Below are 22,118 nucleotides of genomic sequence, written 5' to 3' on the forward strand. Positions count from 1 at the left end.
AATTACGCCAGCGCCACCCGCTGCCGCGCCCGCATCATGAGCAGCAGAATGATGCTGACATTGAGCAGGTTCCAGGCGAGGCCGTTGGCGAAGGCGGCGGCATAGGAGCCGGTGGCGTCGAAGATCACGCCCGAGATCCAGCCGCCAAAGGACATACCGAACACCGAGGCGAAGATCACGATGCCGATCCGCGTCGCGGCCTCCGACGCCGGCATCGCCTCGCGCACGATGATCGCGTAGCTCGGCACGATGCCGCCCTGGAACAGGCCGAACATCGCCGAGATGATGTAGAGCGAGGTCAGGCTGTCGAAGAACAGATAGAACAACAGCGCCGCGCCTTGCGCGATCGAGCCGATCAGCAGGGTGCGGATGCCGCCGATCCGGTCGGCGAGGAAGCCGGAGCCGATCCGGCTGATGATGCCGAAGCCGAGCATCAGCGACAGCATCTCGGCGCCGCGCGCCACGCCGTAGCCGAGATCGCCGCAATAGGCGACGATATGGACCTGCGGCATCGACATCGCCACGCAGCAGGAAATCGACGCGAGCGACAGTATCGCGGTCAGCGCGTTGGTGGAAAGCTTGAGGTCGACCCGGGGTGGCGCCGCGTTGCCATGGCTGCGCCTGGTCGCCGCGCCCATCAACACGCGCAGCACCATGAGTGCCAGCAACATCGCGATCGCGGTGAAGATGCCGATTGCAATATGGGTGGTGCGCCAGCCGACACTCTGCATGCCGAAATTGACCAGCGGCGGCCACACCGTACCGCCGACGTAATTGCCGCTCGCGGCGATCGCGACCGCGAGGCCGCGGTAGCGCTCGAACCAGTGCGACGCCTCCGCCATCAACGGGCCGAAGGTCGCCGCCGACGACAGGCCGATGGCAAAATGCAGCAGGATGAAGGCCCAGATCGACGGCGCGTAGCCGGCGCCGACATAGCCGAGGCCGAGGACGCCGATCCCGGCGCCGATCGCCGCGACGATGCCGTAGCGGTCGCTGATCTTGCCGGTCACGACCTGGCCGAGGCCGAAGCCGAGCATCACCATGGTGAAGGCGAGCGAGGCCGTTCCGCGGGTCGCGCCGAAGTCGGTCTGCACCACCGGCAACGCCACCACGACCGACCACATGCCGACGCTGCCGAGCGAGCCGATCACCACGGCCACGACAAGGCGCAGCCATGCCCGGCGCGAGTCGGGAATGAACGTAGCGACTTCAGGGGAAAATTCAGAAGAAATTACCACGGCAGGCGGAACTTCGTCGGCATTTGCCTCCGGGTCAAGCCACATTGCCGAGAGATTAGGCATGCGCCAGCAAGGGGACGCCGCCCCTTGAAACGGCACGCTCCGCGGCGGATTCGCGCGCGGCTAGCGTCGCATCAATTCCCGAAGTTCGGGTCCTGCGACTGGAACGGGCCGCATTTGGCGCGTTTCGCAAACCGCTGATCGAAATCGACCGTGCCCCCGCCCACCGGAATCTGTGTCGGCGGCAGTCCCCTTGTGTACTGGTCGACGGTCACCGTCTTCTTGTCCGCGCTCATCGTGACGCGAACCGGCTCAAGCGGCTTGCCCTTGTTGGCCTCGGTCAGGTCGAGCGCGTAGTAGCCGATCACCGTCTGGCCGGCGCGCAGGCCTTGGCCTGCCAATGCAACCGATAGCGGTAGATAGACCTCCATCCTGACGCCTTCGCCGTCGCACGCCAGCATGCGCATCATGGCGGCGTCCTGGCCCGGAGGCTTTGCGGCAGCGCCCGTCGCGACGGAAAGGGTGACAGCCGCGACAGCCCCGAAACCACCAATCCAGGGTTTGCCGGTCGTTGCCGCCGCACGGTCTCCTTGGCTTGTCATGGATCCCCCGACACGAAGCGACTTGCTCGGTTTATTTCGTCTGACGTCGAGGCTTGGACGTTCAAATCCCGGTCCGTCCTCCCTCCCCGATCGGCGCCTCCGTGCGCCGCCGCGGCGATGTTTGGGCGATCGGGCGTCTTCCTGTACCGCCGGACCGGTTGCTGCTATGATCCCGGCCTACTTGAACTGATCCGGTTTTTTTGAAGCGGAAAGCATTCTGAAGCGCCTGCATTGATCACCGACAGTCATATGGAGGTTAGCCATGGCTTCTGACTGGCGTCTCGAAGGCGAATGGATCAAGAACTGCAATTGTGCATTTGGCTGCCCCTGCGATTTCAATGCGCTGCCGACGCATGGTTCCTGCAAAGGCATGGTCGGCATGCGGATCACCAAGGGGCATTTCGGCAGCACCAAGCTCGACGGCCTGGTGTTCGCGGCAACCGTCGACTTTCCCGGCGCGCTTCACGAGGGCAACGGGCAGATGCAGCCGATCATCGACGAGCGCGCCACGGCGGAACAGCGCGAAGCGCTGTTCAACATCCTGTCCGGCAAGAATTCGGCCGAAGGCACGCTGTTCCAGATCTTCAGCCTGATCGTGACCAAGATCCATGATCCGGTGTTCGTGCCGATCGAGTTCTCCTTCGACAAGAACGGGCGCGTCGCCAAGCTCGTCGCTAAGGGCGTGCTGGAGACCGAGGTCGAGCCGATCAAGAATCCTGTCACCGGCACGCCGCATCGCATCCAGGTCGTGATGCCGGAGGGGTTCGAGCACAGGGGGGCCGAGGTGGCCTCCTCCAACATCCGCTCGACGGGGGCGATCAAGTACGAGACCAAGGGCTCGCACAGTTCGCTCGCCAACGTCGTGCAGACGCCGGACGGCGTCGCGGCCTGACACAGCCGGGCGCGGTTCGGCCGTTCGGCTGCTGGGATCCCAACATGAGCGAGACATCGGCGCTCGAAAACGTCCTGCGGCATGACCGCCTGATCTTTGCAGGCGGCATCGCCGCGGTGATGGCGCTGGCCTGGGCCTATCTCCTGGCCGGCGCCGGCATCGACATGAGCATGGCTGATATGCCGATGGATCCGACGCCATGGACGCCTTCCTATGCCGTGCTGGTGTTCGTCATGTGGTTGACGATGATGGTCGCCATGATGATCTCGAGCGTCGCGCCGATGGTGCTGCTGTTCGCCGCCCTGAAGCGCAAGCAATCGGCAACGCCCTCTCCCTTCGCTGAGGCCTGGATCTTCCTGTGCGGCTATCTCGCGATCTGGGCCGGCTTTAGCCTCGCCGCGACGCTGGCGCAATGGCAACTCGACCTCGCCGGCCTCTTGTCGATGGCGATGGCTGCTACCAGCGCGACGCTCGCCAGCGGCGTCCTGCTGCTGGCCGGGCTCTACCAGTTCACGCCGCTCAAGCGCGCCTGCCTGCGCTACTGCCAGAGCCCGGTGCTGTTCCTGAGCCGGCACTGGCGACCGGGCACGGCCGGTGCGCTGCGCATGGGGCTGCGGCACGGCCTTTATTGCCTCGGCTGCTGCTGGTTCCTGATGGCATTGCTGTTCGTCGGCGGCGTGATGAACCTGCTCTGGATCGTCGGCATCACCGTCTACGTCGCCTGCGAGAAGCTGCTCCCGGTCGGCCACCGCCTCAGCTATGCCGCCGGCGCCGCGTTGATTGTGGCGGGACTGATCGTGCTCGTGCATACGACTTGAGAAGGTGTCCGGACGTGTAGGAATATCGATCGCGCGACGGCGATCATCCTGTCGAAGAAGATTGAAAGCAGTGCGAGCTGGTTCACACTTGCCAATCGTCATCCGTGCCAAGATCGTTCGGACGGTGGATTGTGCGTCGCAGGCCGGCAGCGCCGCTTGTGACGGAACTGACGAGCGACAGACGCTCGCGTGCTGGCGTCAAGCCAGATGCCCCACGCCCCCGGCCGTCGCACCGAGAGAACCGCATGCATTTCATCGGAGGTACATCATGCATACCTTGCCCGCAGAATGGCTACCCGTTTCAACTGCGCCAGCAGACCGGGATCTCGAAGTCTGTGTCCTGGACTATGATGGAATGGTCCATGCGCTCGTGTTCCCCTGCCACAAGGACGGCGCCGACTGGGTCGTTGGTTCAAATGACCACGTCCATGTTCAACCGACGCATTGGCGCAGTTGGACTGAGCCCGCCTAAAGCGGGCCTCTGCACCGCCGGGTGGACCCGGCGCAGGGCCGCCGGGGACAGCTCCATGGCGCCCGGACGAGTTACCGCCATCGCGCCGCACGGGCACGAGCCCCGGTGCGGCGTCAATCTCGCGCCAGCCCATGAAATCGGCTAGACTTGTCGCGTGAGGTTCAAGGGTGGGCCAGGAGGCTCGTCATGGAATCACACGTGATCCCCTTTGAAAATCGCTGGACCAACGGCAAGCATGCCTGGGAGTGGCACTGCGAGCTCGAGCGGCTGGGCGTGCCGACGGTCCGGACGATGTACTGCGAGCATGAAACGCACCGTCGCAACAAGTCGGCGGTGGTGTTCGACATCCCCGCGGGCTTTGTCCACGACTGGCTGGCCTTTCATGACCGGCGCGCCGCCCGGCAGCAGTTCTTGTGGCGCGCCAGTGTCATCACGCTCGGCATCATCGCCGCATCGGGCGTCGTGCTCGGTGCGCTCAGATAGAGGCCGCAAGGCCTGCGGCCTCATCCGTGGCCATCCTTCGAGACGCCCGCCTTTGGCGGGCTCCTCATCAGGATGACGCGTTGTTGCGGGGCAAAATCCTGGTCTGGACCCTCATGGTGAGGGCGGCGCATCTTGACCACGAGGCCCTCTCACCCCTGCTTCCGGCCGCGAATCCCCCTGCCGGCGCCTGCGACGACCCGTGCGGTCGCGCGAAAGCCCTTATTAACCCTTTGCTAACCATACACCCGGCAAGAATTGCCGAGTGAAGTCGAGTGTCGTCGAACGCGTCTAACGGGCGGAGATCCCCGTGAACGCCAGCGCGGTGCCTCACTTTCGGAACGGCGGCCCTGCGGCCGTCGCGCAGACGCTTGGCGGCCGCAGCCGCCAGTCGCGGGGGAGAGCGGCTACCATGGTCGACGTCACGGCGGGTCAGGGCACGGCAGGCAAGAGCGGATTGCCGAGCCTCGGCGAGATCGGCGACATCCTGAAGCGCGGCGATATCGCGCTGGCGATCGGCGTCCTCACCATCCTGGTGGTGCTGATCCTGCCGCTGCCCTCGATCGTGCTCGACCTTTTCCTGGCGGTCTCGATCACGGTCTCGATCCTGATCCTGATGACCTCGCTGTTCATCCAGGCGCCGCTGGAATTCTCGTCGTTTCCGACCATCCTGCTGATCTCGACCATGCTGCGGCTGTCGCTGAACATGGCCTCGACCCGGCTGATCCTGAGCCACGGCCATGAGGGCACGGCGGCCGCCGGCCACGTCATCGAGGCGTTCGGCAACTTCGTGATGGGCGGCAACTTCGTGATCGGCATAATCGTGTTCGCGATCCTGGTGATCGTGAACTTCGTGGTCATCACCAAAGGTTCGGGCCGCATCGCCGAAGTCGCCGCACGCTTCCAGCTGGACTCGATGCCCGGCAAGCAGATGGCGATCGACGCCGACCTCTCCGCCGGCCTGATCGACGAGAAGGCCGCCAAGGAGCGCCGCAAGGCGCTGGAAGACGAGAGCGGTTTCTTCGGCGCCATGGACGGTGCCTCGAAATTCGTCCGCGGCGATGCCATCGCCGGTCTTTTGATCGTCGGCATCAACATCGTCGGCGGCATCGTCATCGGCGTCGCCCAGCAGGGCCTCTCCTTCAGCGAAGCCGCCCGCACCTACACCGTGCTGACGGTCGGCGACGGCCTCGTCACCCAGGTGCCCGCGCTGATCGTGTCGACCGCCGCCGGCCTCCTGGTCTCCAAGGCCGGCATCACCGGCGCCGCCGACAAGGCGCTGATGCGCCAGCTCTCCGGCTATCCGCAGGCGCTCGGCATGTCGGCCGGCGTGATGCTGGTGCTGGCGCTGCTGCCGGGCATTCCGACGCTGCCGTTCCTGGCGCTGGGCTCCGGCGCCGCGGTGCTAGCCTGGAACGCACGCAAGCAGAAGCGGGCTGCGAAGGCGGCCGAAACGGCAGCCGCCGCCGCCCCTGCTGCAGCCGCGGCCGCCGCCGCTGCGGCCGCGGAGGAGCCGATCGCCGCCGCGCTCAAGATCGACGACCTCAAGATCGAGCTCGGCTACGCGCTGCTGCCGCTGGTCAACGGCCCCGACGGCACCGACCGCCTGACCGAGCAGATCAAGGCGCTGCGCCGCTCACTGGCCATCGAGATGGGTTTCGTGATGCCGGCGGTGCGCATCCTCGACAACGTCCAGCTCGAAGCCAACAGCTACGTCATCAAGATCAAGGAAGTCGACGCCGGCACCGGCAAGATCTGGCCGAGCCAGTTCATGGTCATGGACCCGGCCGGCAACCAGGTGCAACTGCCCGGCATCCACACCATCGAGCCGACCTTCGGCCTGCCGGCGACCTGGGTCGACGCCGGCCTGAAGGAAGAGGCCGCGCTGAAGGGCTACACCGTGGTCGACGCCGCCACGGTGCTGTCGACGCATCTGACCGAGCTGCTCAAGACCAACATGGCGGACCTGTTGTCCTACGGCGAGGTGCAGAAGCTCTTGAAGGACCTGCCGAAGGAGCAAGGCGAGCTGATCAAGGACATCGTGCCGGGCCAGGTCACGGTGTCGGGCATCCAGCGCGTGCTGCAATTGCTGCTCGCCGAGCGCATCTCGATCCGCGATCTCTCGACCATCCTCGAAGGCATCGCCGATGCGCTGGCGTTCTCGCGCAATCCGGCCACCATGGTCGAGCACGTCCGTGCCCGGCTGGCCCGCCAGATCTGCGCGCAAAACACCTCGCCGAACGGCTATTTGCCGCTGATCGCGCTGTCGGCGCGCTGGGAGCAGGCGTTTGCGGAGTCGATCGTAGGCACCGGCGACGACCGCAGCCTGGCGATGCAGCCCTCGAAACTGTCGGAGTTCATGACCGCCGTGCGCAACGCCTTCGAGCAGGCGGCGCGCGAGGGCGAGGCGCCGGTCCTGGTGACGTCGGCCGCGATCCGGCCGTTCGTTCGCTCACTGGTGGAACGGTTCCGCTCGCAGACCACCGTCCTGTCGCAAGCCGAGATCCATCCCAGGGCCCGGCTGAAGACGGTCGGCAGCGTCTAGAGCCTTTTGTTCCGGAGCGTTTTCTGCACGCGGGACGGGCGTCCAGCTCGCGCGAAAACGCGCTAGCGGCCGCAAATCACTTGGGTTTTCGTCTGTGCTTTCTCGCCACAGGCAACTGATTTATGCAGACAGGTCCGGAACGGCCCTATCTGGGATGCAGCATCCCAGCACAATCCCAAGACACTGATATTAAATAGCTTTAATGCGCTTTGGATTACCAAAGGGTCATTTTTGATCGCGCCCGATCACGTCTCATCACGGCCTTGTGATGGCCTCTAGGGAACGGAATCGGCAAATCCTACGTTAGCGGGGCACGAGACGTTGAACCGGACAACAGACCGAACCGACAGATTTACTGAGAGCAGGAAGGCGGCAGGAGACTTCCATGAACCACTCGATCTACAGCGCCGATCGTATGACGCACCTGAAGATTGTGGTCGTGGCGTTGTTCGCCGGTATCCTGGTCGCGGGTTTCGGCATCGCGGCACATAATTCGTCGGATGAGGGATACACGCAGACGGCGCGGGTCATGAAGGCCGGCAAGCCCGTCGCGATCACCAGCTCCAGCAACTCGCTGGTCCGCTAACAGGAGAGTTTCACGAATTCACGTAGTGTTCTTTACAGCCCCCCAAAGTCGCTGCGTGGATATTTAAGACCCCCAACTACCCCCAAGTTGACTATCGAAAACGCCCGCTCCCCACGGGCGTTTTCTTTTTTGTGCGGGTGGCCGACGCGACGTCTTATCCACGTCATTGCGAGCGAAGCGAAGCAATCCACTGTCACCGCTCGCTCGGAAGCATGGATTGCTTCGCTGCGCTCGCAATGACGGACGGCCACCATCGGCAACCTCTGACGATGGGCGGCTGGCCTATCGCGGCGGCGAAGCCGACGCGCCCGGCACGGTCTCGATCAGCTTGCCGGTGAAGATCGGCGCCGAGGTCGGCTGGCCGTTCGGTGAACCGCCGGCCTGCTCGACGGTCACCGCATAGGTGGCGCCGTTGATCACGTCGGAATCGTAGCCCGACAGCACCGGCCGCGCGGTGAAATCATCGGCGCCGATCACGCCGAGCGAGCGCGGCTGCGGCAGCTTGTCGGAGATCAGCCAGAGCTCGAAACTCTTGCCGGGCTCCGACGGGGCGCCGACCTTGCGGACGGTAAAATTCTTGGTGGCGCCGTCGATGGTCATGATGAAGGCCGGCCCGCCATTCTGCCCCTGCAGCAGCGCGACATACTGCGCGGACGGCGTCAATGCCGGCGCCGGGGTCTTCACTTCGACGGTCTGGATGCGCGGCTTCGGCCGGATCGCATTCGGCAGAGCGTCGGGCTTGTAGATCTGCAGGCCGAGCGTCACCAGCAGCGCGGCCGCGATCGCGGTCGCGGCCGACGCGATGCCGCGCCAGCGTTTCACGCGACCCGTCAGCGCGGTCACGTTGCGTTCGTCGAAGATGACCCGCGGCGGTCGGGCCTCGGGCAGCCTCCGGGGCTCGGGCGACTGCGCAGGCTCCGGATCGAACGCCGAGCCGAATTCGGGATCGTCCGTGATTGGCGAAGGCGGCGGCGTCTCCGTCGTGGCCGGCGTCTCGGGCAGCACCAGCGGCGCCTGCGGCGCGCTCGTGGGGCCGATCGCCGCCTTGATGTTGTCCCAGACCACCGGACGCGGCTCGACCAGGCCGACCATCTGGTTCAGCGGCCCGAGCCTGAACTGCCAGGCCTGCACCAGCGCTGCGAACTCGCTGTCGACGGCCATCATGGTCTCGACCTGCGCGCGCTCCTCGGCATCGAGCGTACCGAGCGCATATTCCGCGGCGAGCGCGATATGGTCTTCGCTATAGGCCATCAATCAGAGTCCAAGACACTCCCGGATATCCATCAGGCTGCGGCGCAGCCAGGTCTTCACCGTGTTCACCGGCGTCTCGAACTTTGCGGCGAGTTGCTCGCGGCTCCAGCCGTTGTAATAGGCGAGCAGCACGAGCTTCTGACGATCCGGCTCCAGACGACCGACGCACTCCAGCAATCGCTTCAACTCTTCCGTCATCTCCCGTCGCGCCAGCGGATCGGGCTGGTCGGCTGCGACCTCCATCGCCGCCGGCTCTTCCTCCAGCGAGGCCTCGCCGCGCTTGCGCACCACGTCGATGGCGCGGTTGCGCGCGATCGACGTCATCCACGTGATCGGGGACGACAGGGCTGGGTTGAACTGCCCGGCGCTGTTCCAGATCTTGACGTAAGCCTCCTGAATGACCTCCTCGGCGAGGTCCTGTCGCCGCAAGATACGGAGCACGACGCCGAAGAGTTTCGCGCGGGTCGCGGCGTACAGCCGCTCGAAGGCGGCCTCATCCCCCTTGGCGACGGCGGCGATCAGCCAGACCAGCTCAGCCGGCGTCAGCATCTTGCGCCCTCCAAGCCCCGATCCCCCATCGCGTCATTGCCACCGTGCTGCCGATCATCCGTCCTGACCGGTGGTAGCATATTTTGGGACACCACGATCCGCCAAGGGGCTAACAAGTGGCCGGCAAGTCGGCGGCTTGTGGACAGCGCCCAGCAAAAAGCCCGGGCGATCGGCCCGGGCTCTCAATCTGGTCAGCGGAGGGAGCGAGGGTTCAGGCGATGACGCCGAGACGGGCCCGCATCAGGCCGATCGAATCCATGTCGGCTTGTTCGCGAGCGCTCTCCTCCGCGCGTTCGCGCGCCTGGTCGCGCTCGTCGAGCAGTTCGACCTTCTTCAATTCCTCGAATGCCTCCGACAGCAGCGCCTTGGCGTCGTCGAGCTGGGCGCGCAGTTCGTCGGCCGAACGGGTCAGGTTCTCGCGGCGCTGGATCGCGGCCTTGGCATAGGTCGGATAGGCGAAGTGCGTGGGGTCGTTGATCCCGGCGCGCTCCTGCTCGGTCTGGATCTCGCGCTCGAGCTCGACCGACATGCGCTGGAAGTCGGCGATCATGCCTTCGATCTGGGTAACCCGACGGCGCTTTTCGTCGACCTGAAATTTCTTCAGGCGGATCAGCGTTTCACGTGACTTCATCGACTCATACTCCCCAGAAGTCCCAAATCTGAACGCGGGACAGAGCCGGCTCCCCGCTGGGCCCCGCCGGCATAGCTATGGTGTGCCGGCGATGATGGCCTGACAAAGTTAGCGTTCCGTTTCCAAACCCGACAGGATTTGAGCCAGTTGCCGGTAGCCGTCGGGAAGGCTGGTGGACTCGTCCTTGGCCTGGCGCAGGTAGGCCTCGAGCGGCTCGTGCAGCCGGATCGCCTCGTCGACCTCCGCGCTGGAACCCGGCCGGTAGGCCCCGAGCCGGATCAATTCCTCCATGTCGGCATAGGTCGCCATCACCTGCCGCGCCTTGTTGATGTAGGGCAGGAAGTTGGGGTCGGCCGACCGCGGCATGGTGCGCGACACCGACTTGAGGATGTTGACCGCGGGATAGCGGCCGCGCTCGGCGATCGCCCGCTGCATCACGATATGGCCGTCGAGGATGCCGCGCACCGCATCCGCGATCGGCTCATTGTGATCGTCGCCGTCGACCAGCACCGTGAAAATCGCGGTGATGGTGCCGTCGCCGGTGCCCGGCCCTGCCCGCTCGAGCAGCTTCGGCAATTCGGTGAACACGGTCGGCGTGTAGCCCTTGGCGGTCGGCGGCTCGCCCGCCGAGAGGCCGATCTCGCGCTGCGCCATCGCAAAGCGCGTCACCGAATCCATCAGGCACAGCACATCCTGGTCCTCGTCGCGGAAATATTCCGCGATGGCGAGCGTCAGATACGCCGCCTGGCGCCGCATCAGCGCCGGCTCGTCCGAGGTCGCGACCACCACGACCGAGCGCGCCAGCCCCTCCTCGCCGAGATCCTCCTGGAGGAATTCCTGCACCTCGCGGCCGCGTTCGCCGATCAGCCCGATCACCGAGATCGCGGCATCGACGTTGCGCGCCAGCATCGACAGCAGCACCGACTTGCCGACGCCGGAGCCGGCGAAGATGCCGAGCCGCTGGCCGCGACAGCAGGTCAGGAACGTATTGAGACCGCGCACGCCGAGATCGAGCGGCGGGCCGACCCGCTTGCGCGAATGCGCCGGCGGCGGCGAGTTGCGGTAGGACATCGGCGAGGCGCCCTGCACCAGCGGGCCCTTGCCGTCGATCGGCTCGCCCATCGCGTTGACGACGCGGCCGAGCCAGGCCGGCGACGGCCGCACCTGGCTCGCCGCATTGGCGATCACCGCGCGGCAACCGCGCCTCACGCCATCGAGCCCGCCGAACGGCATCACCACCGCGTTCTCGCCGGAGAAGCCGATCACCTCGGCGGGGATGAAGCGGCCCGCGCCGACGTCGATCACGATGCGGGCGCCGACCGACATCGCGTGAATGGGGCCCGCGATCTCGACCATCAGCCCGCGGACGCCGACCACACGGCCATAAATATTGACGCCGTCGATGTCGCCGATCTGCTCCGCGAGCGCCTTCATTGCGAAAACCTTAAGTTTCCGCTTTTTTGCTCCGGCCGCTTAACTTCGTGTTTACCCGCATCATTAATCATTGCGTCACTGTCTTTGGTGACTGAGGTCGCTTGCCCATCAGAAGAAGGGCGAGTCGCGAGAGTCGGTTAGGCCCGTCTCTTAATGTGGAAACTGAACGGACGCGGTTAGGAAAAGCTTCTTCTACGCAATATCTTAGGGCGATTCGACAAAAATTGCACGGTTAGAGCTTGCGCGGAGGAATCAGTTTTTGTTAACCATATCTCGTCAGGATCCGAATCAGTTGTTCAAAGGCGTTTTGTGAGTGCCGCAAGTGCGGCCGACCTGACGCCCGGAGCGGCGACTATAGGGGACTGGCATGCGCGTTTTGCTGATTGAAGATGACAGCGCCGTCGCGCAGTCGATCGAATTGATGCTCAAGTCCGAGAGTTTCAACGTCTACACGACGGACCTCGGCGAAGAGGGCGTCGATCTCGGCAAGCTTTACGACTACGACATCATCCTTCTCGACCTCAACCTGCCCGACATGTCCGGCTACGACGTGCTCAAGCAGCTGCGGGTGTCGAAGATCAAAACTCCCATTCTGATCCTCTCCGGCCTCGCCGGCATCGAGGACAAGGTCAAGGGTCTCGGCGTCGGCGCCGACGACTACATGACCAAGCCCTTCCACAAGGACGAGCTGGTCGCCCGCATCCACGCGATCGTGCGCCGTTCCAAGGGTCACGCCCAGTCGGTCATCCAGACCGGCGATCTCGTGGTCAATCTCGACACCAAGACGGTCGAGGTCGGCGGCCAGCGCGTGCACCTGACCGGCAAGGAATACCAGATGCTGGAGCTGCTCTCGCTCCGCAAGGGCACCACGCTCACCAAGGAAATGTTCCTCAACCATCTCTACGGCGGCATGGACGAGCCGGAGCTGAAGATCATCGACGTCTTCATCTGCAAGCTCCGCAAGAAGCTCGCCAACGCCTCCGAAGGCCGCAACTTCATCGAGACCGTGTGGGGCCGCGGCTACGTGCTGCGCGAGCCGCACGAGGCCGACGAGCGCATTCCCGCCTGACCTTCCGGGCCCGCAGAGAACCGCAAGGTTCGCTCCTTTCGACCTGAACCCCGCCGCAAATGGCGGGGTTTTTGTTTGGGATTGAACCGGCTGTCGGCATGCGCCGACCAAGGGAACGTGCAATCCTGCCTCGCGCGAATCCCGACGAACTCCCGGACCGCCCCGACATGATCCTGCAATCCCTCGCCGGCCTGCCGGCGTTCCTGGTCTATTTCTGCACGGCGCTGATCGCCGTGGTCGCCTACCTCTTCGTCTACACACGCGTCACGCCGCATGACGAATTCCAGCTGATCCGCGACAACGATCCGGCGGCAGCGATTGCGCTGGGCTTAAGCCTGCTCGGCTTCGTGCTGCCGGTGGTCAGCGCGATCGCCCACTCCGCCAATGTGGTGGACTGCCTGATCTGGAGCATCATCGCGCTGATCGTGCAGATCATCGTCTATTACATCGTGAAGATCCCGGTGCCGAACCTGTCGGGGCGGATCGCCTCCGGCGAAATGGCGCCGGCGATCTGGCTCGGGCTGTCCTCGCTGGCCGCAGGCGCGCTGAACGCGGCCTGCATGATCTACTGAGCCGTTGAGCCACCATGGCGCGCAAACCGAACCCGGACTTCGGCAAACGGCGACCGGTCGTGCCGGCGGTGCCGACGCCGCCGCGGCCGGATGCGCCATCCAAGCGCTCCAACCACGTCGCGCTGCTCTTGATGGGAACGCTCGCGGTCGGCGGCAGCGCCTACGCGCTGATGCCGCGGCCGAATTGCCAGCCGGTGCCGCCGACCCCGCCGGGCGTCACCGCACCGGGCGTCGTCACACCGGTCCCGCCACAACCCGGCGTCGACTGCACAACGCGCAGCTCATCGTCCGGATCGGGCGGCAGCAGCGGCTCGTCGCGCAGCAGCTTCTACAGCGGCAGCTCGTCGTCGAGCGGCACCTCCTCTTCCTCGAGCTCGTCGTCTAGCTCGTCGGTGAGCCGCGGCGGCTTCGGTTCATTCGCGCATGCGTTCGGCTTCAGCGGCAGCTGATGCATGTTGCCGTGTCATCGCCGTGTCATCGCGCTTTCGCTTGCCCGGCGAACGCAGCTGATGGAAACTCGCCATGGCTCCGCAGACGGCAAGGCAGGGATTGCGTTCATGAAACGCTCGCGCCGGGTATGGCTGAAATTGATGGGAAGTATCGCGATCGGCGCGGCGTCGATCGGCCTGACGCCAAGCCATGCCCGCAGCCACCACCATGCAGGACACGGAAGGAAGGGAAAATCGGCGGAACGGTCGCCCTCCGGCGGCTTCGGCGGCGCGCCGCGCACCATCGCCCGCTACGGCGACGACGATCCGTCGCATGGCGGAAGCTGACACCAGGCTGACGAGCGAACGCGGTTTCCCCTCATGCAACGCATCGCATGTCCCGAACGCGACGATTGGCGGACGACTGCCGAGAACGCCGGCTTCACCTTCCACACCATCGACGGCGAACGGTACTGGGACGAGCGCGCCTATTACGCCTTCACGCTGGACGAGATCGAGCGCGCGATCGAGGCGCCGACCGGCGAGATCGACGCGATGTGTCTCGAGCTCGCCGGACGCGCGGTCAGGGATGAACGCTATCTGCGCCGGCTGAAGATACCGGAGGCGTACTGGGATCTGATCGCGGCAAGCTGGCGCCGCAGGAATCCGAGCCTGTACGGCCGGCTCGATCTCACCTTCGACGGCCGCGGCCCGGCCAGGCTGCTCGAATACAATGCCGATACGCCGACCTCGATCTTCGAGGCCGCGGTGTTTCAATGGACCTGGCTCGAACAGGCGATCCAACGCAACATCATCCCGAAGCGCGCCGACCAGTTCAACTCGATCCACGACCGGCTGATCGAGGCCTGGAAGAGGATCGGCGCGACCCACCCGCTGCATCTCACCGGACTGACCGGAAATCCCGAGGACGCCGGCACGCTCGCCTATCTCGAGGACACCGCGGCGCAGGCCGGGCTGAAGACCACGCTGCTCGACATCGAGGAGATCGGACTGCGCGACGACGGTCAGTTCGTCGACCTCGACGAACGCCCGATCGCGCTCGCGTTCAAGCTCTATCCGTGGGAGTGGATGTTCCACGACGCGTTCGGCAAGAACCTCGCGACCGCGCCGACGCAGTGGATCGAGCCGCCATGGAAGGCGATCCTCTCCAACAAGGGCATCCTGCCGCTGCTCTGGGAGATGTTCCCGAACCACCCCAATCTGCTGCCGGCCTATTTCGAGGACGACCCGCAGGCCGCCCAGCTCGGCACGTCGTTCGTGCGCAAACCGATCTATTCGCGCGAGGGCGCCAATGTCGAGCTGGTCAGCGCCGGCGTTACGCTGGTCGCCGAGCAAGGCCCCTACGGCGCCGAGGGCTTCATCCGCCAGGCGCTGGCGCCGCTGCCGAATTTTTCCGGGCAGTATCCGGTGCTCGGCAGCTGGCTGGTGGACGGCACGCCCTGCGGACTCTCGATTCGGGAAGACGAGAATCCGATCACCGGCAACACCTCGCGCTTCCTGCCGCACGCGATTTTGTAGTTCATGAACGTTGAAAGAACGCGGCTCTGTCGCCGTCATCCTGAGGTGCGAGCGCTTGCGAGCCTCGAAGGATGCACGGCCCCGCTGGTGGCCGTCGACCCTTCGAGACGCCGCTTCGCGGCTCCTCAGGGTGACGGGGTTAAAGCGAGATGTCTCGTCTCACCGCGCAGCGGACGCAACCGCCTTCAGCACATGCAGCGCGGCGCCGGCGCGCGCGACTGGCGCAGTGTTTGGCTGATAGAGCCCGCGCCGGTCGGGATATGGCCTGAACAGGTTGGTGATGCCGACCACGGATTCCGCCGCGCCAAGCGCCAGCACGCCGTCGGGCTCGAGCATCCGGGACACCTTGCCGAAGATACCGGCCTTGGTCTGCTGATCGAAATAGATCAGCACATTGCGGCAGAAGATCACGTCGAAGGTGCCGAGATGCGAGACGTCCTGCAGCAGATTGAGCTGGCGGTGCTGCACCATGCCGCGGATATCGGCGTTGAGCTGCCAGAGCTCGCCCTTCTGCACGAAATACTTGACCAGCAGCTGGATCGGCAGGCCGCGCTGCACCTCGAACTGGCTGAACAAGCCGGCCTTCGCCTTTTCGAGCACCGCCTGCGACAGGTCGGTGGCGATGATCTCGATCCGCCAGCCGGCAAACAGCGCAGTCATCTCCTTCAGCAGCATCGCGATCGAATACGGCTCCTGCCCGGTCGACGACGCCGCGCACCAGATGCGCAAGCTGCGGCGCGCCGCGCGCGCCTGCGCGAGCGCGGGCAGCACCGCTTCCTTCAGATGGTCGAACGGGATCTTGTCGCGAAAGAAGAAGGTCTCGTTGGTGGTCATCGCTTCGACCACCTCGGATGTCAGCAGCTCCGCGCCACCCTTCATCCGCTGCACCAGCTCGGGAATCCCGGCGAGGTTCGACCGGCGCGCCAAGGGCAACAGGCGGCTCTCGACGAGATATTGCTTGTCGGCGGAGAGATCGAGGCCGGAACGCTCTTTCAGCAGCTTACGCAGATACTCGTAGTCCAGCGGCGTCACGAACGGTCTCCCGCAAATACCCGAACAAGCTTCGGTGCGATCTGATTGAGCGGCAGCACCGCGGCGCAGATGCCGGCATTGACCGCAGCACCGGGCATGCCCCACACCACGCTGGTCGCTTCGTCCTGGGCGATCACGCTGCCGCCGGCGGCGACGATGTCCTTGCCGCCGCGCATGCCGTCGGAGCCCATGCCGGTCAGAATCACCGACATGATGCTGCCCTGCCAGACATCGATTGCGGAGGTGAACATCGGATCCACCGCGGGCTTGCAGAAATTGACCGGCGGCCCGTCGTCGAGCGCGATCGTGGCATCGACGCCGTGGCGGGCGACGCGCATGTGGCGCCCGCCGGGCGCCAGATAGATCTGGCCCGGCTTGATGCTCTCGCCGTCGATCCCCTCATGCGCCGGCCGCTTGCTGGTGCGCGCCAGATGCTCGGCGAGAATGGTCGTGAAGGTCGGCGGCATGTGCTGGGTGATCAGCACCGGGAAGCGATCGATCACCGGGCCGATCTCGGCGACCAGCGTCATCAGCGCCTGCGGGCCGCCGGTCGACGAGCCGATCAGCAGCACCTTGGGCGGCAGCAGGCCGAACGAACGGCGCGTGGCCTGGGCCGGCGCTGTGTGCGCAGCAGCGGGCGCCAGCGGACGCGGCCTGTCATGACCGGGCGCAAGCGGCGGGCTTGCCATCGAGTGCAGCGGGTTGCGCCGCGCCTTGGCGCCGAGATGACGGATCTTCTGGATCAGGTCGTGGCGGAAGGTTTCCGCGGCGGTGGCCTCGCGCGTGCTTTCCGGTTTCGGAATGTAGTCGGACGCACCGAGCGAGAGAGCCTTCAGGCTGATCTCCGCGTTGCGGCGGGTCAGCGTGGAGGCCATGATGACGACGAGATCGCGCTTCTTCGCCAGCAGCTGCGGCAGTGCCGAGATGCCGTCGAGGTCGGGCATCTCGATATCGAGCACCGCGACATCGGGGTTGATGCGTTCGAGCTGGTTGACGGCGTCGAGGCCGGTGCGCAGCGAGGCGACGACTTCCATGTCGGGCTCGGCGCCGATCCAGCGCGAGATCATCCCGCGGATTACCACGGAATCGTCGACCACCATCACCCGCACCTTGTCGGAACGGGTCGATGTCGGGACCGCAGTACTTGTCAACGCAACAATCATTACTTCACCAGCGACGCAACACGACGCACAACAACCGTTGAGCCGAAGGCTTCTGCCGCCGGATCGAACGAAGAATCTAAGTCAGCATGATCTTCTCGGAAAACCGGTTCCCACTTTTCCGGATCATGCTCTAAATGAGTCCGACTTCCTGGAACTTCGCGGTGACGATGTCCCGGTCGAACGGCTTCATGATGTATTCGTTGGCACCGGCATGCAGCGCGCGTGCGATATGCGCGACGTCATTCTCGGTGGTGCAGAACACGACCTTGGGCTGATCGCCGCCGGGCATGCGGCGGAGATTGCCGAGAAACTCGTAGCCGTCCATGACCGGCATGTTCCAGTCGAGCAGCACGGCTTCCGGCATCGCGCGCTTGCAGGCCTCGAGCGCCTTGGCGCCGTCCTCGGCCTCGACGATCTGGAAATCGAGCCCTTCCAGAATGCGACGGGCGACCTTGCGAATGACGCTTGAGTCATCGACAACAAGACAGGTTCTCATCTGCGACCTCTACTTCCTCATCCCCGGTGGGATGTTTCAGTTCTTCAGTTCGGGCGGCCCTGTTCACGCCGCTTTGGCGTCGGGCACCAGTTCGAGCACGCGATCGATATCGAGGACGACCATGAGCTGGCCGTCGAGGCGGTGGACGCCGCCGGCGAGCTTGGCCATGCGGGGATCGAGGTTGACCGGATTGTCCTCGCGGCTGTTTTCGGAGAGCCGCAGCACCTCGCCGATCTGGTCGATCAACAGGCCGTAGGATTCGCCGCGCTGGTCGACGCCGACCGCCATCGGAGGCTTACCGTCGTCGGCCTTCGGCAGCCCGAGCCGGGCGCGCATGTCGACCACGGTGACGATGCGGCCGCGCAGATTGAGCACGCCGGCGATCTCGCTGGAGGCCAGCGGCACCCGCGTCAGCCGCTCCGGCATGAACACGTCCTGCACCCGCGAGATCGGCAGGCCGAACAGCTGCCCGCCGATCACGGCGGTGACGTATTCGGCCATCGCGCCTTCGCTTGTCTCGGTCTTGCTGGTCATCGATCCCTGTCCTTATCCCGTGTCAGGCCGCCCGGCGCAGTTCGGCGGTCTGCTCTTTCAGCGCCGCGATCAGCCCGGGACGATCAAACTTGGCGACATAGTCGTGGAAGCCGGCCTGCCGGCCGCGCTCGATCGCCGCCGGCGACACCATCGCCGACAGCGCGATGATCGGCAGCTGGTTCAGATTGTGGTCGCTTCGGATGTTCTCGGCGAACTCAAAGCCGTTCATCTCGGGCATCTCGATGTCGGTCAGCACGACGTCGAAGCTCTGTCCCGAACGCAGCGCGGCGAGGCCCTCCTGCGCGCCGCCCGCGGTCCTGACCTTGTAGCCGGCGGCCTTCAAGACCGGCGCCAGCATGTTGCGGAAGAAGGCTGAGTCATCGACCAGCAGCACCGACTGCGCCGAGGCCGACGGCCGCATCTCCTTGCGCGAGAACCAGTCGGCGAACGCCATCGGCAGGAAGTGGCCGACGTCGATCACCTCGGTGGCCTGGCCCTTGATCACGGCCGAACCGAGGATGCCGTCCTGCGAACCCGCGACCTCGATGTTGAGCCGCTCCTCGACGATGTCGATGATCTCGTCGACCACGAGCCCCATCGAGCGGCCGTCGTCGGCGAACACCAGGATCGGCTGCGAGCCCTGCGACTGCACCTCGACGCCGGCCATCTGCACCAGCGGCATCAGCTGCTCGCGGTACTGCACCATGTAGCGGCCGTTCGAGAGCTCGATCTTGTCGGTTGCGATCTCCTCCAGCCGGGTGACGAGGCCGAGCGGCACCGCCTTGGGTTGCGAGGAGCCGGCGCGGAACACCAGCAGCGAGGTCAGCTGCTCGCCGCTTGCGGCGTGGGCGTTCGCATTGTCGTCGGCGAGGTCATGGGCCGAGGAGCCGGACGCGCCGAGGGCTTTTGCAATCCCGTTGGGGTCGATGATCATGATGACGGCGCCATCGCCAAGGATGGTGTTGCCGGAGAACATGTCGATGTGCCGCAGCTTGGTCGACATCGGCTTGACCACGATCTCCTCGGTGTGGAACACGCCGTCGACCACGATGCCGAAGGTCTGGCTGCCCACCTGAGTGACCACGATGAAGCCATTCTCGGCATCCGTAGTCGTCGCGCCGTCGTCGATCTTCAAGAGCTTCTTGAGGTGGATCAGCGGCAGCAGCTTGTTGCGCAGGCGCAAGACTGCGGTGTCCTTGATCCGCTCGATGCGGTGCTCGGAGTTGGCGCGGGCCCGCACCAGCTCGACGACAGACAATTGAGGAATCGCAAAGCGGTCGCCGCCGGCTTCCACGATCAGGGCGGAGACGATCGCCAAGGTCAGCGGGATCTTGATGGTGACCGAGGCGCCCTCGCCGGCCACGCTCTTGATGTCGATGGTGCCGCCGATCTGGTCGATATTGGTGCGCACCACGTCCATGCCGACGCCGCGGCCGGACACCGAAGTCACTTGCGCGGCGGTCGAGAAGCCCGGCGCGAAGATGAACTTGTGGACCTGGGCCTCGGTCATCTTCTCGAGCTCGGCCTCGGTGACGAGACCGTTCTGGAGCGCCTTGGCCTTGATCCGCTCGGTGTTGAGCCCGCGGCCATTGTCGGCGATGCAGATGATGATGTGGCCGCCCTCGTGATAGGCGGAGAGGCGAATGGTGCCCTGCTCCGGCTTGCCGGCGGCGACCCGCTCGGCGGTGGTCTCGAGCCCGTGATCGGCGGAGTTGCGCACCATATGCGTCAGCGGATCCTTGATCAGGTCGAGCACCTGGCGGTCGAGCTCGGTGTCGGCACCGTGCATCTCGAGCTCGATCTGCTTGCCGAGCTCGCCGGAGAGATCGCGGACGATGCGCGGCAGCTTCTGCCAAGCATTGCCGATCGGCTGCATGCGCGTCTTCATGACGCCTTCCTGCAGCTCGGCGGTGACGTTGGAGAGCCGCTGCAGCGGCACCTTGAACTCGGTGTCCTCGTTGCGGCGGGAGATCTCCAGCAGCTGGTTGCGGGTCAGCACCAGCTCGGAGACCATGGTCATGAGGTGTTCGAGGGTGTCGACATTGACCCGGATCGACTGGTTGGCGATCTTGTCGCCTTCCTGGACGTCCTCACCGGCGGCCTTGCGGGCCGGCTTCTTCGCAGCCTCAGCCGGCTCGGCGGCGGCAGCAGGTGCAGGCTTCACGACCGGCGCCGGTGCGGCGACTTCGGTCTCGGTCTCGCGGAAGGCGCGCTCGAGATCGTCGAGCGAGACCTCGCCCGGACGCAGCGGACGCTCCAGCGTCTGCACCACCAGCGTGCCTTCGGTCATGTTAGCCTGCACGGACGGAGCTTCGACGACAGGCACGTCCTCTTCAGCGGCAACCGGCATCGACTGCGTCGAATCGGACATCGCCGCCATGCCGTGCTCGACCATGGCCTCCAGCTGATCGATCAGATCGCGGTCATTGCCTTCAGGCTCGGCCTCGGTCGCCTCGAGGCCGCCGAGGATCTCCTTGATGCGGTCGATCGAGGACAGGATCAGCGTCACGGCTTCCGCCGTCACCGGCATGCCGTCGCGGAATTTGCCCATCAAGGTCTCGCCGGCATGCGCCAGCGCCTCGAGCCGCGGCAGCCCGAGGAAGCCGCAGGTGCCCTTGATGGTGTGCACAAGCCGGAAGATGTTATCCAGGATCTTCGCGTTGTTCGGATCCTGCTCGAACTGCACCAGCTGGTTGTCGACCGTATCCAGGCTCTCGCTGCTCTCCGTCAGGAACTCGCGCAACAGATCGTCCATGAAACCAACCTTCGAAAAACGCCGAAAACGCAGCGGCGCGCAACATCGACGCGCCTGACGGAACTCAGGTCAGCTTCTCCGCAAAGCGTTTAAGTTTGGTTGAGCAAATGGAAAGGAACGGGATCAACAAAGAGATAAGGCCGCGCGATCGAATCGCGCGGCCGGTCGTAACCTTTGATTAATGATATCGGCGCGGCCGCGGTCAGGACGCGGCAATGATAACCTTGTCGCCGTCGAGCGCGAGCGTCACCTTCAGCCCGCAGGCTTCCGCCAGCAGGCGGGTGTAGTGCGGTTGCACCGCATGCGCATCGACCGTGTTCGGCGAGGTCGCATTCAGAAGATCGACGATGTTCTGCGGCACGCGCGCATTGAGGCCCGCAGCCGTGATGCGGAAGCTCATCGCCTCGCCTTCGCCGACCGGATCGATCGTGAGCGTGCCGCCACGCGGGATCGTCTGCTGCGCGATGACCAGCATGTTCAAGAGCAGCTTGACCCGGTTCTTGGGCAGGAGCAGCCGCGGCAAATTCCAGGTCAGCGTCACCTTGCCGTCCTCGATATGCCCCTTCGCCATGTTCTGGGCATCGCCGAGATCGATCTGCGCGCCGGAGGAACCGGCCGCGCCGAACGCCAGCCGGCAGAACTGCAACCGCGCCGAAGCGGTCTTGGCGCTCTTGCGAATCAGATCGAGCGCGAAGTCGCGGTCTTCGGGCTTGGGATTGTCGTCAAGGACCTCAAGCCCATTGACGATCGCGCCGACCGGACTGATGAGATCGTGACAGACCCGCGAGCACAAGAGCGCCGCGAGTTCGAGCGCATCGGGAGCGGGACCGGGAGACGAAGTGCCAGACATCAATTGTTTCCTGGAAAGCCGCACGCCGACCGAGGAGTGCGAATCACGCATGCCTGTCGGCTTGATACACCGCGCAGACGGATGCTGCCAGCTTGCGGCGGGACTGATAAAGCATGATCCGGAAAAGTGGAAACCGGTTTTCCGAAAAGATCATGCTCAAACAAGGAGATGAGATCATGATG

Annotated in this window: 22 protein-coding genes; 10 read left to right on the forward strand and 12 right to left on the reverse strand. The window is 65.0% G+C overall.

Going from position 1 to position 22,118, the window contains the following annotated elements; translation table 11 throughout:
- Positions 1-2 precede the first annotated feature (2 nt).
- Positions 3-1,160: an MFS transporter gene (locus ACVMIH_RS18415; protein WP_456862841.1), complete on the reverse strand. Its 1,158-nt coding sequence runs from the start codon at positions 1,158-1,160 to the stop codon at positions 3-5.
- Between the two features lie 212 nt (positions 1,161-1,372).
- The gene (locus ACVMIH_RS18420) at positions 1,373-1,708 is read right to left on the reverse strand and encodes a hypothetical protein (protein WP_229191757.1); all 336 of its coding nucleotides are present in this window, start codon (positions 1,706-1,708) and stop codon (positions 1,373-1,375) included.
- Positions 1,709-2,102: 394 nt separating this feature from the next.
- Here ACVMIH_RS18420 and ACVMIH_RS18425 point away from each other — a divergent pair, with 394 nt between their 5' ends.
- The 5 genes from ACVMIH_RS18425 to ACVMIH_RS18445 all read left to right on the forward strand — a co-directional run bounded on the left by ACVMIH_RS18425 (position 2,103) and on the right by ACVMIH_RS18445 (position 7,633).
- Positions 2,103-2,732, forward strand: coding sequence for a DUF1326 domain-containing protein (locus tag ACVMIH_RS18425; protein WP_057015186.1), 630 nt, complete (start codon positions 2,103-2,105; stop codon positions 2,730-2,732).
- A 44-nt stretch (positions 2,733-2,776) separates the two neighbouring features.
- Entirely contained in the window at positions 2,777-3,550 is a 774-nt protein-coding gene (locus ACVMIH_RS18430) for a DUF2182 domain-containing protein (RefSeq protein WP_076824374.1), read from the forward strand.
- Between the two features lie 658 nt (positions 3,551-4,208).
- Positions 4,209-4,505 carry a hypothetical protein gene (locus ACVMIH_RS18435; protein ID WP_028341258.1) on the forward strand — a complete coding sequence of 99 codons (297 nt, stop codon included), beginning with the start codon at positions 4,209-4,211 and terminating at the stop codon, positions 4,503-4,505.
- Positions 4,506-4,914: 409 nt separating this feature from the next.
- Positions 4,915-7,047 (forward strand): flagellar biosynthesis protein FlhA, encoded by a 2,133-nt coding sequence (gene flhA / locus ACVMIH_RS18440; RefSeq protein ID WP_456862844.1) that lies wholly within the window; start codon positions 4,915-4,917, stop codon positions 7,045-7,047.
- 385 nt (positions 7,048-7,432) lie between these two features.
- Positions 7,433-7,633, forward strand: a complete 201-nt coding sequence (locus ACVMIH_RS18445) for a hypothetical protein (RefSeq protein WP_016848568.1) — start codon at positions 7,433-7,435, stop codon at positions 7,631-7,633.
- A gap of 282 nt (positions 7,634-7,915) precedes the next feature.
- On the opposite strand, the gene ACVMIH_RS18450 is transcribed toward ACVMIH_RS18445, so the two are convergent.
- The 4 genes from ACVMIH_RS18450 to fliI all read right to left on the reverse strand — a co-directional run bounded on the left by ACVMIH_RS18450 (position 7,916) and on the right by fliI (position 11,498).
- Positions 7,916-8,884, reverse strand: coding sequence for an anti-sigma factor (locus ACVMIH_RS18450; protein WP_057015188.1), 969 nt, complete (start codon positions 8,882-8,884; stop codon positions 7,916-7,918).
- Positions 8,885-8,887: 3 nt separating this feature from the next.
- Positions 8,888-9,433 (reverse strand): sigma-70 family RNA polymerase sigma factor, encoded by a 546-nt coding sequence (locus ACVMIH_RS18455; protein ID WP_028335734.1) that lies wholly within the window; start codon positions 9,431-9,433, stop codon positions 8,888-8,890.
- Between the two features lie 211 nt (positions 9,434-9,644).
- Complete coding sequence (fliJ, locus tag ACVMIH_RS18460; RefSeq protein ID WP_016848565.1) at positions 9,645-10,064, reverse strand: flagellar export protein FliJ; 420 nt, start codon at positions 10,062-10,064, stop codon at positions 9,645-9,647.
- A 108-nt stretch (positions 10,065-10,172) separates the two neighbouring features.
- Positions 10,173-11,498 carry a flagellar protein export ATPase FliI gene (gene fliI, locus ACVMIH_RS18465; RefSeq protein ID WP_028335735.1) on the reverse strand — a complete coding sequence of 442 codons (1,326 nt, stop codon included), beginning with the start codon at positions 11,496-11,498 and terminating at the stop codon, positions 10,173-10,175.
- Between the two features lie 367 nt (positions 11,499-11,865).
- On the opposite strand from fliI, the gene ctrA reads away from it, so the two are divergent.
- The 5 genes from ctrA to ACVMIH_RS18490 all read left to right on the forward strand — a co-directional run bounded on the left by ctrA (position 11,866) and on the right by ACVMIH_RS18490 (position 15,106).
- On the forward strand, positions 11,866-12,567 hold the full coding sequence (gene ctrA / locus ACVMIH_RS18470) for a response regulator transcription factor CtrA (RefSeq protein WP_016848562.1): 702 nt from the start codon (positions 11,866-11,868) through the stop codon (positions 12,565-12,567).
- Positions 12,568-12,734: 167 nt separating this feature from the next.
- The gene (locus ACVMIH_RS18475; RefSeq protein WP_057015189.1) at positions 12,735-13,139 is read left to right on the forward strand and encodes a DUF350 domain-containing protein; all 405 of its coding nucleotides are present in this window, start codon (positions 12,735-12,737) and stop codon (positions 13,137-13,139) included.
- A gap of 14 nt (positions 13,140-13,153) precedes the next feature.
- On the forward strand, positions 13,154-13,588 hold the full coding sequence (locus ACVMIH_RS18480) for a hypothetical protein (protein ID WP_253625701.1): 435 nt from the start codon (positions 13,154-13,156) through the stop codon (positions 13,586-13,588).
- A gap of 108 nt (positions 13,589-13,696) precedes the next feature.
- A complete protein-coding gene (locus ACVMIH_RS18485) occupies positions 13,697-13,915 on the forward strand; it encodes a hypothetical protein (protein ID WP_168856231.1) in 219 nt (72 codons plus the stop codon).
- A gap of 33 nt (positions 13,916-13,948) precedes the next feature.
- On the forward strand, positions 13,949-15,106 hold the full coding sequence (locus tag ACVMIH_RS18490) for a glutathionylspermidine synthase family protein (protein ID WP_456782270.1): 1,158 nt from the start codon (positions 13,949-13,951) through the stop codon (positions 15,104-15,106).
- A 159-nt stretch (positions 15,107-15,265) separates the two neighbouring features.
- Here ACVMIH_RS18490 and ACVMIH_RS18495 read toward each other — a convergent pair whose 3' ends face one another.
- The 6 genes from ACVMIH_RS18495 to chpT all read right to left on the reverse strand — a co-directional run bounded on the left by ACVMIH_RS18495 (position 15,266) and on the right by chpT (position 21,936).
- Positions 15,266-16,138, reverse strand: coding sequence for a CheR family methyltransferase (locus ACVMIH_RS18495; protein WP_092090226.1), 873 nt, complete (start codon positions 16,136-16,138; stop codon positions 15,266-15,268).
- The gene (locus ACVMIH_RS18500) at positions 16,135-17,301 is read right to left on the reverse strand and encodes a protein-glutamate methylesterase/protein-glutamine glutaminase (RefSeq protein ID WP_456862848.1); all 1,167 of its coding nucleotides are present in this window, start codon (positions 17,299-17,301) and stop codon (positions 16,135-16,137) included. Before ACVMIH_RS18500 ends, ACVMIH_RS18495 begins: the two co-directional genes overlap by 4 nt.
- Positions 17,302-17,431: 130 nt before the next feature.
- Complete coding sequence (locus ACVMIH_RS18505) at positions 17,432-17,797, reverse strand: response regulator (protein WP_018273268.1); 366 nt, start codon at positions 17,795-17,797, stop codon at positions 17,432-17,434.
- 63 nt (positions 17,798-17,860) lie between these two features.
- Positions 17,861-18,331, reverse strand: coding sequence for a chemotaxis protein CheW (locus tag ACVMIH_RS18510; RefSeq protein ID WP_076824388.1), 471 nt, complete (start codon positions 18,329-18,331; stop codon positions 17,861-17,863).
- 22 nt (positions 18,332-18,353) lie between these two features.
- Entirely contained in the window at positions 18,354-21,086 is a 2,733-nt protein-coding gene (locus tag ACVMIH_RS18515) for a hybrid sensor histidine kinase/response regulator (RefSeq protein WP_456862851.1), read from the reverse strand.
- 202 nt (positions 21,087-21,288) lie between these two features.
- Positions 21,289-21,936 (reverse strand): histidine phosphotransferase ChpT, encoded by a 648-nt coding sequence (gene chpT, locus ACVMIH_RS18520; protein ID WP_253591253.1) that lies wholly within the window; start codon positions 21,934-21,936, stop codon positions 21,289-21,291.
- Positions 21,937-22,118: the final 182 nt, after the last annotated feature.

Source organism: Bradyrhizobium sp. USDA 4503, assembly GCF_054055815.1.